Origin of the sequence: Pseudomonas oryzae (assembly GCF_900104805.1) — a bacterium.
GTDB classification, from domain to species: domain Bacteria; phylum Pseudomonadota; class Gammaproteobacteria; order Pseudomonadales; family Pseudomonadaceae; genus Geopseudomonas; species Geopseudomonas oryzae.
In genome coordinates, this window is sequence record NZ_LT629751.1 from 4590769 (window position 1) to 4602736 (window position 11968).

The following is an 11968-nucleotide window of genomic DNA, read 5'->3' on the forward strand; positions in this document are numbered from 1 at the left end:
GAAGCCGTGGCGCAGCACCTCCAGGGTGCCGTCCTGCTCCAAAGCGCGTACCACCTTCTGTACCAGCACGCCTTCCGGGTCGTTGGGGGTGGCCTTGGCGAACCTGTCCCAGCGCTCCGGCCAGACCTGCTTGAAGTAGGCCAGCAGTTCTTCAGTGTACAGCGCGCTGCGCCGGTCGTAACCGCTGGCCGGGCCGTTGAGCCAGCCTTGGGTGGTCATGCCTTGATGATGTCCTGCTGAAATTGAGCTTCCTTGCTGTTGGCCATTACGCGGTCTCTTGTTCGCGGATGGGGGAAGGCGTACTGGCTGCCGTCGATCAGCGACTCAAGAGCTTTGATTTTGTAACGGAAACTCCATGTGAAAAGCCGTAATCCCATTTTCTGAAGTACACCAAATTTTGCCTTTATGTGCTTCAATGATGGATCTTGTTATGGCCAATCCAAGTCCTACATTGCTCGGGTTTCCTTCGCGTCGGGCCGGGTCGGCGCGATAGAAGCGGTCGAAAAGTTTGTCTAGGTGATCTGGGCTTATGGTTTCTCCTGGATTTTCTACGGTCAGCGAGACGGCTTCACCGCTCGTGTGCATTTTAACTGAAATCCTCTCGCCTGCCGGCGTGTAGCGCAGAGCGTTAGATAGCAGATTAGAGATCGCGCGATCTAGCATAAGTCGGTCGCCAGAGATGGCTCCTGATCCCGACACGGTGATGGTGATGCCAGCTTCATCTGCAAGTGGGTGGTAGTATTCGACAAGCTTTGTTACGAGCTCTTTGAGTTCAATGCGAGTGTTTTCTGGTGTGATCAAGCCATTGTCGGATTTAGCCAAAAACAGCATGTCATCAATCATGCGCGACATGCGCTTGAGATCTTCGAGATTTGAGCAGAGATTCTCTTGGTAGTCTTCAATGGTGCGCTTTTGGGTGAGCACAACTTCAGTATGGGTCATCAGGTTGCTAACTGGCGTTCGCAGTTCATGTGCAATGTCGGCTGAAAAGTTAGAGAGCCTGACAAAGGCATCATCGAGCCTGGCTAGCATCTCATTGAATGATGCGACCAGCTGTTGAAGCTCAGGGGGGGCCGACTCTAGGGGGATTCTATCCTTCAGAGACCTCGCAGACATGGAAGCAACTACCTGAGTGATCTGTTGCAAGGGGGCGAGCCCACGCCTGGCTACCACCCATCCGAGGGCAGCGCTGGCAATGGCGCTTATGAGTAGTCCAATCCAGAACCATCGTTGCAGCGTCTCAAAAAAATGCGCATGAGTAGTTACATCAAGGATTAATAGCGCTGTCAGAGGGTCAGCTAGACCGGGTATCGAAATTATCTCAGTCATGCCGCGATACATGCGTTCGCCGTCCTGCCATTCCCACATGTCTCGTACAGCCGATGTTCGGTATCTTTCTGGAATATTGGCTGCTTTAGGGTCAGAAAACAGTACTGAGCCATCTCCGGCCAGGATAGAGGCTGCCATATCCTGGTGCGCCCCAAGCAAGGTTTGTAACTGCGGAAGCTCTTCCGATAGGCTTTCTCTATTAGATTTGCTTTTGAGGATGCGCTTGGTGGATTCGATTTTTTCGAGCAGGATCTGCTGGTCTAGTATCACGAAGTGATGCTGGCTTAGTATATTGACGCTCAATCCGGCGACCGTAAGAACGGCGATTGCCGCAGACATGAACATCAGGCTCATGCGAACGGTCAGGGAGAGTCGCTTCATTCCGGCTCCGGCGCGTCAAGCATATAACCCATGCCGCGAGCAGTATGGATCAGCTTGACCTCGAAGTCGTCATCTATCTTCGCGCGCAGTCGTCGAATGGCGACCTCAATGACGTTTGTATCACTGTCGAAGTTCATGTCCCAGATTTGAGAGGCAATCAGAGACTTCGGTAGCACTTCTCCGCGTCGTCGCAGCAAGAGCTCCAGCAAAGAGAACTCCTTAGCCGTAAGGTCTATTCGCTTTTCGCCGCGTCTGGCTCGGCGTTTCAGCAGGTCGACTTCAAGATCGGCAATTCTCATGGTGGATTGGGTGGCCGAGCTGTGACCCCTCCGTAGCAAGGTTCTGACTCTGGCCAGTAGCTCGGAAAAGGCGAATGGTTTGACCAGGTAATCGTCTGCACCCAGCTCCAATCCTTTGACCCGCTCATCAACCCCATCGCGTGCGGTCAGGAATAGCACGGGAACATCCTTGCCGGCTGCTCGTACCATGCGCAGAACCTCCCAGCCATCCAGCCCGGGCATCATCACGTCTAGGATCAAGAGGTCATAGGCTTCGCTCAACGCATGCTGAAGCGCATCGGTACCTGTCGTGACCCGGTCAACATTGAACCCGGCTTCGGAGAGGCCTTGCTGCAGGTATGTCCCGGTTTTGGGTTCATCTTCAGCTACCAGTAGTCTCATGTCGGCGGTTTCCTTGGATCAGGCCTACTCAGTTTGCAGGGAAATAGCTCGCCAGCCTTAACATTACGAAAATGTAATTCTGGCTTAAGTATTTCGTAAGGTGGCTTTGTCTAAGGTGAAGGTGTAGGCGTCATGCTCTCGCACTCCTGCATGAAAATAATCAGGGGTGCCAATTATGGCTTCTTTTAAAGGAAATTATGCCATGAAATCAATGAGGAATTTGCTCCTGATTGGCTCTCTGTTACTGTCTCCTGCGGTTTTGGCGGAGGGTGGCGGCGATCGTGTCTTTGAACGTATCGAGCAGATGCGAGATAAAGCTGAAGCTGCGCTGGTTCAAGCAGAAAAGGCTTCACCTGGCGAGCGCCATGTGCATATGAAAGAGCATATGCAAATGCTGGAAAGCATCATGAGCCAACTGCACAAAGAGCACCCGGCTCCCGACATGACGACCACAGAGCATCTGGCTTGGATGGAGAGGCACGACAAGCTGGTAGACGACGTGCTGGGTCAGATGATGCGTGAACACAAGCTGATGATGGCTGATAAGGAATGCCATCCGTAACGGTTATCCCATCTTGCAGGCCTTACACTCCTTGCCCCCTTGGCCTGACGGCGCCTCTACGGCGCCGTTTTTCAATCTGACCAAATTGTAGTTTTGGGGTCAGCTTCTTGGCAGGTAGCAGGGAATAGAATGAGATCTCCAAACACCATAAGCGAGGTCTCATCATGAACAGTTCAGGTTTAAAGCTCCTGGCTTTTGCGTTGCTGATCGGCACTGCTTCTCAGGTCTTCGCTGCCGTAAGCAGCGGCAGTGCTAATGACATCGGCCAGCAAGCAAAGCCCACGCCAACTACCCGCACTGTCTTCGTCAAGATGGAAGACATCGGTTATAGCCAGCAGGTGATTGAGGTGAAGCCTGGGGAAACCGTGCGCTTCGTGCTGAAAAACGAAGGGGCGTTGATGCATGAGTTCAACATCGGTAGATCCTCCACCCAGCTGGAACACCAGCGCGAGATGGCAGGCCTATTCAAGGATGGTACGCTGACGCCGACGGGGATGGCGAAGTCAATAGCATGGCGCGAGCGCTGGTCCGGATCAGGAGACTCCAGCCCTCCCGGATATCCGGAAGTTATTGAAGCCAAGCATGACGATCCAAATGCCATTCTCGTAGAGCCGGGAGCTACGAAGGAGTTCGTCTGGACTTTTGCCGAAGGCGATAGTTTGAAATTTGCTTGTACCCTGCCAGGTCACTATCAAGCTGGCATGGTTGGCGAGTTTGTAATGCGTTGATTCGGCGGTCGGTGCTTCACCTCATGCATCACGGGAGGAGCACCGATCCCCGCTAAATCTACACGCTTCTAGCTTCCGTGCTTGCTTTCAGTGAAATTTTAAAAATGGCAGAGGTGTTGCTAGCAGCGAAATCTGGAGGGTCTTACCATGCGAGCCAAGTCAGCATTACTATCCCCTCTCGTCGGTCTCGTTATTTCTTCTGTAGCTATTGCTAGCCCTGGCCAGGGTAATGCCGGCCGGCCAGGAGATATCACTACGATTGATCGTACCATTGAGGTGAAAATTGGAGACATGTTTTTCTTGCCAGGCAGTATTGAGGTAAAGGCGGGCGAAACCGTTCGCTTCTTGCTGAAAAATGATGGTGCGCTGCTTCACGAATTCAATATTGGTAGTCCTGAGTCCCATGTGGCTCACCAGAAGGAAATGGCTGCGATGTTTCAGAGTGGAGCCTTATCCTCAAGTGGCGCCCACGGTATGGAGGCGATGGGGCATATGGGCGGCATGAAACATGACGACGCTAATAGTGTCTTGGTCGAGCCGGGAGCCACTGCAGAGCTTGTGTGGCGATTTTCAAAAGCCAATGACTTAGAGTTCGCATGCAATGTCCCGGGGCATTACCAATCGGGAATGCTGGGAAAAGTCAACGTGCACTGAAGCTGGTTTGGTTGTTAATCGCCCCGGCGTGAATGTTTAATAGTGCCGGGGCGGTCAGCTTCAGAGCTATTTGGGTGGCTCTCTGGCCATGTCCCCATTCGCTTGGATGGGCGGCGATTTCGATGGTCGGGTCAGTTATGGAGCGGTCTGAAGGCCAGTTTGACTGGTTGGGCCGTGATCGGCACACATGCTTCAGATTGTCATATGCAAGCTGACGGAATTGTAATATTCATATCAGGTTTCTGACAGCCTCCCTGCGTTAAAGTTGCTTTATGTAAATGTTCGCCTCCCTGTAAGCATCCTGATTCAGGCGGGGCAATCCAACTGGCGAGGACTCCCAGATGAAAGCGCTCAAAACCCTGTTCGTAGTCACTGCATTGACCACCTCTTCTTTGGCGCTGGCCGAAGGTGGGGGAGACCGTACTTTTGCGCGTATGGAGCAAGCTCGCCAAGCCTCGATGGAGGCTTATCGGGTGGCTCAGCAACAGAACGACAAGCCCACCGTGGTTGGCGAGAAAGAAAAATCAGCCAAGCACACCAACTGCTGAGCGTCCAAAGTCTTACAAGAATGTAATCTTTCGATTGGATTAAGTGTGGTGAACTCATTAACCCGGCTGCCGAGCTGCACGGTGAGTTGACGACAGTAAATCTGGCAATGGGGGCTAGCCCCCAGAATAGCTGCCAACCACCGTCTCATGCGGATCAGGCAGCCCTAAGCCTCTTCGGATTGAGTGGACGTAACGGCATGCAAAGCAAAACTTCAAGACGAACCTTCATCAAAGGCTTGGCGGTAGGCGGGGTGCTCGCGGGCCTGGGTCTGTGGCGGCAACCCGTCTGGGCGTTGACAAGCCCGGGCCAGCCAACGGCCCTGAGCGGTACCCAGTTCGACCTGACCATCGACGCACTGCCGGTCAACATCACCGGTAAAGCGCGCACCGCCATGGCCATCAATGGCTCGATTCCCGGCCCGCTGCTGCGCTGGCGCGAGGGGGATACCGTGACCCTGCGGGTGCGCAACCGCCTGCCGCAGGACACCTCCATCCATTGGCACGGCATTCTGCTGCCGGCCAACATGGACGGCGTGCCGGGCTTCAGCTTCGCTGGCATCGCCCCGGATGGCCTGTATGAATACAAGTTCAAGGTTAAGCAGAATGGCACCTATTGGTACCACAGCCACTCCGGTTTCCAGGAGCAGCTCGGTGTCTATGGTCCGCTGGTGATCGACCCGCTGGAGCCCGAACCTTTCCAGTACGAGCGCGACTACGTGCTGATGCTCTCCGACTGGACCGACGAGAACCCGGCCAGCGTGCTGGCCAAACTGAAGAAGCGCTCCGACTACTACAACGAGCACCGCCGCACGGTTGGCGACTTCATCAACGACGTCTCCGACAAGGGCTGGAGCGAGACGGTCAGTGAGCGTTGGGCTTGGGCGAAAATGAACATGAGCCCCACTGACCTCGCCGACGTCAGCGGCGCCACCTACACCTACCTGCTCAACGGCCAAGCACCGGACGGCAACTGGACCGCGCTGTTCCAATCCGGCGAACGCATCCGCCTGCGTCTGATCAACGGCTCGGCGATGACCTACTTCGACTTCCGCATCCCTGGCCTCAAACTGACCGTAGTGGCCGTGGATGGCCAGTATGTCGACCCAGTGGAGGTTGACGAGCTGCGTCTTGCCGTGGCGGAAACCTACGACGTCATCGTCACCCCGGATGGGAGCCAGGAGGCCTACACCCTGTACGCTCAGTCCATGGACCGCAGCGGCTACGCACGCGGTACCCTGGCTGTTCGCGAGGGGCTGAGCGCCCCGGTGCCCACGCCAGATTCACGCCCGACGCTGAGCATGGATGACATGGGGCACGGTGGGCATGACGCTCATGGCGCCCAAGGCGACTCGGACATGAGCGGAATGGCCGGCATGGATCACGGAGCCGGTCGCTCCGCGGGGATGGACCATGCGAGCATGGCTGGTATGGATCACAGCCAAATGCCTGGGATGGATCATGGTCAAATGTCTGGAATGGATCATGGACAGATGGCCGGTATGCAGCATGGTGCTGCCGGAGCTATGGCTATGCAGAGCCACCCGAGCAGCGAGAACGGCAATCCGCTGGTGGACATGCAGACCATGATGCCGGTGGCCAAGCTGGACGATCCAGGCCTTGGCTTGCGCAACAATGGTCGTCGAGTCCTGACCTATGCCGATCTGCGCAGCCGTTTCGCCGATCCTGACGGCCGGGTGCCAAGTCGGACCATCGAGCTGCACCTGACCGGTCATATGGAGCGTTTCGCCTGGTCCATCGACGGTGTGGAATTCGCCCACGCCCAGCCGATCCGGCTGAAATATGGTGAAAGGCTGCGCATCGTGCTGGTCAACGACACCATGATGCACCACCCCATTCACCTCCATGGTCTGTGGAGTGACCTGGAAGATGAAAATGGCAACTTCCTGGTCCGCAAACACACCATCGACATGCCGCCTGGCTCGAAGCGCAGTTACCGCGTGACTGCCGATGCCTTGGGCCGCTGGGCCTACCACTGCCACCTGTTGATGCACATGGACCTCGGAATGTTCCGTGAAGTCCGCGTCGAAGAATGAGGAGAGCTGAGATGACCACCTTCCAATTGCGCAAAACCCTGTTCGCCAGCGCCTTGGCCTTTGGCCTGCTTGGCGCTCTGTCGAATGCGATGGCACAGAGTGAGCACGAAGGACATCACCCGCAGAATACCCAAACCGGCAAGCCGGCCGCTCAGAAGCCCCAGCCTGGCGAGATGAAGAGTCAGGGCAACATGAACATGGGAAGTGGCCAAATGCCGCAAGGCGGCATGATGGACCACAGCCAGATGATGGACCATGGTGGCATGGACCATGACCAGATGATGAAACAGATGCACGACCAGAACATGGGTCAAGGGCAGATGCATCATGACGGTATGTCCCCGGCAAAAGCCGCGTCTGGCGCCAAGGACGGGAAAAATGGGCAATAAGTTTCCCCTCGTATTCGCCCTGAGTCTCGGGATGGTCGGTGCCGCTCAAGCGGTCGAGGTCGAGGACCACTCGGCTCACGCTGGTCATGGCGGAAGCGCTTCGCCGTCGAACGGCCAACCTAGTGCACATAATCCACAAGCCGAGCCTCAAAAGGCTGCCACATCGGAACAAGGCATGCCGATGATGAATCACGGCAGCATGGACCATGGCCAGATGATGCAGCAGATGCATGGTGGCCAGATGAGCCATGAGCAGATGATGCAAATGCATCAGCAGCACATGGAGATGCGGTCGACGAGCCAAGCAAGTCAGCCTCAGCGTCGGTACCAGGGCGCTCCGGTGCCACCGCTGACTGACGCTGACCGCGCAGCAGCCTTTCCGCCGTTGCCACCACACGCCATGCACAAGGACGGGATCAACTACCTGTTTCTCGCCGATCAGTTGGAGTGGCAGGATGCCGACGACGGCAGCGCGCTGAGCTGGGATCTGAGTGGTTGGGTTGGTGGCAATATCGACCGCCTCGCCTTCCGCTCCGAAGGCGAGCGCCTCAACGGTCACACCGAAGAGGCCGAACTGCAGCTGCTGTGGAGCCACGCCATCGGTCCTTGGTGGGAAACCGTGGCCGGGGTACGGCAGGACTTCAAACCGGGTTCGCCGCAGACCTGGGCCGCCTTCGGCGTGCAGGGCATGCCGCTGTATGGGGTGGAAACCGAGGCGACCGCCTTCCTGGGCGAAGGGGGGCAGAGTGCTGCACGCCTGAGTGCCGAGTACGACATCCTGCTGACCAACCGCCTCATCCTGCAGCCAGTCGCTGAAGTCAATCTGTTCGGCCGCAATGATGAGGAGCGTGGCGTCGGCTCGGGCCTTAGCGACACTCAGCTTGGCCTGCGCCTGCGCTACGAGATTCGCCGCGAATTTGCTCCATACATTGGGGTGAACTGGACCCGCGCCTACGGCAACACCGCCGACCTGCTGCGTGAAGAGGACGAGGATGTCAGCGAGGCGCGTTTGGTGGCTGGTGTCCGAATCTGGTTCTGAGAGATCAAATGAAATGAAAAGAACTATAAAAACCCTGACGCTGGCCAGCCTTGTTGCAGCAGTAGTTGGTGCCGGCGTCGTGTATTCCGGCGTTATCAACGTGGGGGCTGATGACCCGCATTTCCCAGCAATTCATGCGCTGCTGAACACTGCGCGCGAGCGTTCGATTGCTGTGCGAGCCAGGGATGTCGAGGTTCCCAATCTCGCCGATGAAAAGATGATTCGATCAGGCGCCGGTAACTACAACTCGATGTGTGTCGGTTGCCACCTGGCTCCAGGGGTGAGTGAAACCGAACTCAGCCAGAGCCTTTATCCAGCTCCGCCCGACTTGAGTAAGGTGGGAGCTAATGGCAACCCTGCAGCCACATTCTGGATCATCAAGCATGGGATCAAGGCTTCGGGCATGCCTGCCTGGGGCAAGAGCATGGGCGATGAGTATATATGGGGAATGGTGGCCTTCCTGGAGCAGTTGCCGAAGCTTGATGCGCAGGAATACCAAGCATTGGTGGCGAGCAGCGCCGGTCACCAGCATGGCGGTGGCGAAACCATAATGCACGATCATGAAGGGCAGCATAACGCTCAGGATACAGGCGCCCCAGGGCATCATGAGGTAAGCCAGGAGAGGCATCATGCTGGAGAAATGACTGCTCCTCATCATGGCTCAGGGGATGCAAGCAGCTCTTCCGCCGCCATGCCTCCGCCAATGGTCCATACCCACGCCGATGGGAAAGAGCACGTCCATGGACACTAGCTGCCAGATCCAGTAACCGCTGGATCTGCCTTGGCGTTCCTACGAGGTATGTGAGAGTCCGTAATAGTGAGGGTTCGGCGATGGGTTTTGGGGGAATTAGTATTTGGCAGTTGCTGATTATTCTAGTGATTGTGGTAGTGCTTTTTGGGACGAAGCGCCTAAGAACCTTGGGAGGGGATCTTGGCGGAGCCATCCGATCTTTTCGGAGCTCGCTTGAGGAGGGGAAAGACCATCCCAGTGGCACATGTACCTCAACAGAGGCAGATGGCCAGAAGTTCCTGGATGTCAAAAAAGGCTAGAGGTTTTAACTTGAGAGCGGGGCAGCTATTTGCCCCGCTCTTTTTTGCTAATTACCAAAAGAATTCGGTAGACAAAACTCAGCCGTCGCTCCGGCAGCCCGTGCCCATGACTAGATACTCAATCGTGTTCAAGGAGCCCTGTGAGTCTTCGTAGGTGATTCTTGCCGGAACGACACGACAGACATCAGCTGGACGGCTTACGCTGACAACCTTGAAAATATCCATTTCCATACCGTATTTGTATTTTATTACTTGCGGGGCAGGCTTTCCATGGTCCTCCGCATACTTCTGAACCAGTGCCTGATTTTTATGCAGGACCCGGTCCGACTCCTTGTCGGTAAGATCGCTCGCCATGGCGAACGGCATTGCCATCGCTGCGGCTATAATCATAGCCAATTTTATATGTTTCATTTGACTTTTCCTCGTGGTGAGCACAGGGGTTATTGTGCTGCATGGATGCTGTCACAAATATGACCTGAAAATTAAATAACGGTAATTTTGTTGGTGGTTCTTGGTTGGCAAGGTTGTTGTTTGGGATGGTTGGTAATAAAAGGAAATGTGGTTTTGGGCGGTATTCAGCTGCGGCGGATAATTTTCCTCGGATCGACGGTTGAATCACATGCGTGGTCCGCGTCACTGCCAGCGACGCAGGCTGACCATGTTCTTCACAATTTCATGAGGCGGGCTGACGCTGAGAGGTTGATTGTTTCTACGTGTATCATATGCTGAATGGCCAGCAAGGGGCTGACCAGGTCCGGTTTGCAGACTTTCAGGATTTCCTCATGGCAGAGCACGGTGTGTCGTCCGCAAAGGTGCGGATCTTGATCGAGCAGTGGCGTGCCGACGCGGGAGGCACCTATCAGAGCTGGTTTCTATGGCCGGAGCGGATCAAGAACTTCCGCTCCATTCGGCGGGGGCTGGAGGCGGTGGTCGCTGAGATTGAGGCTGGCACCTTTGGCAATCAATACAAGCAGTCGTCCTTGGAAACCGTGGTGGGCTCCATTGCTGAGCAACGTCAGATCTTCAAGGGGGCCGATCATGCCTTTTTGTGGAAGCCAAAGCTGCGTATCCCGGATATCTATGAGAATCGGGAGAACCAGCTGGCCTTTGGGCGGTTCCTCGATCACTGTGCCTGCTGCATGAGTGAGGAGACGTTAGTCCAGGCCATCCGGACGTTGGACTCGCGGGCAATCAAAGGACTCGGCCCAGCTGCGGCAAACCTCTTGTACTTCCTTCACCCCACACTGATCCCGCCATTCAACACTGCGATAGTCAAGGGTTACAACCGCTTGACTGGTGCTGCTGTCAAGCTTGGTAGCTGGCAACAATATCTGGCTATGCGCCAAGGCATCATTGCACTTAACCGCGAGAGTCGAGACCTGCTTTCCAATGACCTGGGGGCTATCGGGGGCTTGCTGTTCGATATAGGTAGCGAGCGCTATTCCCTGCCGCCGGCAGAAAACTCTGCCGAGTCACTTGCGCTGTGGCGGTCGGAGCTCGATCGTATCCGTGAGGAATCAGCCAAGGCTCTCAAGGCTCTGGCTCGAGCTCAGGAGAGTGACGAGACCCATACCCAGATCCAGGGGTGGCTGCGTGATCTGGGCAAGTCTCTCGGCTTCAACGTATGGATTGCTTCCAATGACCGTTCCCGTCCCTACGCCAACGGCAAGCTTGCGGATGGTTGTCTGGATAACCTGCCAGGCGCGGTGGCGGCGGCGGATACGGTGCGGTTGATCGATGTGCTATGGCTGCATGCCGATTCTGGCCGCGTTGCGGCAGCATTCGAGGTTGAGCACAGCACCAGCATCCATTCAGGAATCGTCAGGATGCTGGATCTGGCACTGGCAGCTCCTGAACATGAAGAGGCCAGTTATTTCCTGGTCGCCCCGGACGAGCGCGAAGGGGAAGTCAGAGATCAGTTGCGCCGGCCTGCGTTCCGTCGCATTGGCCGGCTGGCCCCACGCTATCTGCCCTACAGCGAGCTGCGCACGCATCGTGAGGCCATCGCTCGGTTTGGTCAGGGTATACGCCCAATCGAGGCCATCGCCCGGCAGCTGACTTGAGGTGGCGGTCTGACCAAGCAGCTGCGTGCTGCCGGAGTGTCGGGTCTACTTCGATTTCTGGATTGAAACGATGACGGCCGCCATGCCCTGACTACGGAATTCGAAGTCCACCTTGTCGCCGACTGTCAGCCCTTTCAGCTGCTCGGGCTTGGCCTGGAAGCCCATGGTCATTGGGGGCCATTTCAGGCTGGGGACCGGACCGTGAGCCAGGGTGACGATTCCTTGGGCCGTATCGATAGCCTTGATCGTCCCGCTGGCCTTGGCGGTCGGGGCAGAGACGTCTTTTTGCTCCATTTTCATGGGTTGCTCCATCGGCATCTGGCCCATGGGCATCTCCTGGCTGCCCGCCGCCAGAGTGATCTGAGTGAAGGCAAGGGCCAGAGTGGCAGTGAGTGCATGCTTCATTGCAGGTTTCCTTCTTGACTTGATGGGTGACTGTGGTGAGGCGGTGTTGTCTGTGTTGCTCAAGGCGACCGCTCTGCTGGTGGCCG

General features: G+C 56.2%; 14 protein-coding genes. 10 read left to right on the top strand and 4 right to left on the bottom strand.

The genetic code is table 11. The features are described 5' to 3' along the window. Window positions 1-324: 324 nt before the first annotated feature. Window positions 325-1710 (bottom strand): heavy metal sensor histidine kinase, encoded by a 1386-nt coding sequence (locus BLT78_RS20980; protein ID WP_090351977.1) that lies wholly within the window; start codon window positions 1708-1710, stop codon window positions 325-327. Further along, window positions 1707-2390 carry a heavy metal response regulator transcription factor gene (locus BLT78_RS20985; RefSeq protein ID WP_090351979.1) on the bottom strand — a complete coding sequence of 228 codons (684 nt, stop codon included), beginning with the start codon at window positions 2388-2390 and terminating at the stop codon, window positions 1707-1709. The genes BLT78_RS20980 and BLT78_RS20985 overlap by 4 nt, the downstream gene beginning before the upstream one ends. Window positions 2391-2592: 202 nt before the next feature. Here BLT78_RS20985 and BLT78_RS20990 point away from each other — a divergent pair, with 202 nt between their 5' ends. The 9 genes from BLT78_RS20990 (at window position 2593) to tatA (ending at window position 9414) form a co-directional block, all read left to right on the top strand. Beyond that, window positions 2593-2952, top strand: coding sequence for a co-regulatory protein PtrA N-terminal domain-containing protein (locus BLT78_RS20990; RefSeq protein WP_090351981.1), 360 nt, complete (start codon window positions 2593-2595; stop codon window positions 2950-2952). Between the two features lie 164 nt (window positions 2953-3116). After that, a complete protein-coding gene (locus BLT78_RS20995; RefSeq protein ID WP_157719561.1) occupies window positions 3117-3680 on the top strand; it encodes a cupredoxin domain-containing protein in 564 nt (187 codons plus the stop codon). A 147-nt stretch (window positions 3681-3827) separates the two neighbouring features. After that, entirely contained in the window at window positions 3828-4334 is a 507-nt protein-coding gene (locus BLT78_RS21000) for a cupredoxin domain-containing protein (RefSeq protein WP_090351983.1), read from the top strand. Window positions 4335-4675: 341 nt separating this feature from the next. Next, window positions 4676-4882, top strand: a complete 207-nt coding sequence (locus BLT78_RS21005; RefSeq protein ID WP_090351985.1) for a co-regulatory protein PtrA N-terminal domain-containing protein — start codon at window positions 4676-4678, stop codon at window positions 4880-4882. Window positions 4883-5079: 197 nt separating this feature from the next. Then, window positions 5080-6936 (top strand): copper resistance system multicopper oxidase, encoded by a 1857-nt coding sequence (locus BLT78_RS21010; RefSeq protein ID WP_090351987.1) that lies wholly within the window; start codon window positions 5080-5082, stop codon window positions 6934-6936. Window positions 6937-6947: 11 nt separating this feature from the next. Next, window positions 6948-7325: a hypothetical protein gene (locus BLT78_RS21015; RefSeq protein ID WP_090351989.1), complete on the top strand. Its 378-nt coding sequence runs from the start codon at window positions 6948-6950 to the stop codon at window positions 7323-7325. Continuing rightward, window positions 7315-8364 carry a copper resistance protein B gene (locus tag BLT78_RS21020; protein ID WP_231975660.1) on the top strand — a complete coding sequence of 350 codons (1050 nt, stop codon included), beginning with the start codon at window positions 7315-7317 and terminating at the stop codon, window positions 8362-8364. Before BLT78_RS21015 ends, BLT78_RS21020 begins: the two co-directional genes overlap by 11 nt. Before the next feature lie 13 nt (window positions 8365-8377). Beyond that, on the top strand, window positions 8378-9115 hold the full coding sequence (locus BLT78_RS21025; RefSeq protein ID WP_090351991.1) for a c-type cytochrome: 738 nt from the start codon (window positions 8378-8380) through the stop codon (window positions 9113-9115). Between the two features lie 80 nt (window positions 9116-9195). Continuing rightward, window positions 9196-9414 carry a twin-arginine translocase TatA/TatE family subunit gene (gene tatA, locus BLT78_RS21030; protein WP_090351993.1) on the top strand — a complete coding sequence of 73 codons (219 nt, stop codon included), beginning with the start codon at window positions 9196-9198 and terminating at the stop codon, window positions 9412-9414. Between the two features lie 78 nt (window positions 9415-9492). Here tatA and BLT78_RS21035 read toward each other — a convergent pair whose 3' ends face one another. After that, window positions 9493-9825 (bottom strand): DUF2790 domain-containing protein, encoded by a 333-nt coding sequence (locus BLT78_RS21035; protein ID WP_090351995.1) that lies wholly within the window; start codon window positions 9823-9825, stop codon window positions 9493-9495. Window positions 9826-10136: 311 nt separating this feature from the next. Between BLT78_RS21035 and BLT78_RS21040 the strand changes: the two genes are divergently transcribed. Beyond that, a complete protein-coding gene (locus tag BLT78_RS21040) occupies window positions 10137-11477 on the top strand; it encodes a type II restriction endonuclease (RefSeq protein ID WP_231975661.1) in 1341 nt (446 codons plus the stop codon). A gap of 45 nt (window positions 11478-11522) precedes the next feature. Here BLT78_RS21040 and BLT78_RS21045 read toward each other — a convergent pair whose 3' ends face one another. Next, on the bottom strand, window positions 11523-11882 hold the full coding sequence (locus BLT78_RS21045) for a copper-binding protein (RefSeq protein ID WP_090351997.1): 360 nt from the start codon (window positions 11880-11882) through the stop codon (window positions 11523-11525). Between the last annotated feature and the right edge of the window lie 86 nt (window positions 11883-11968).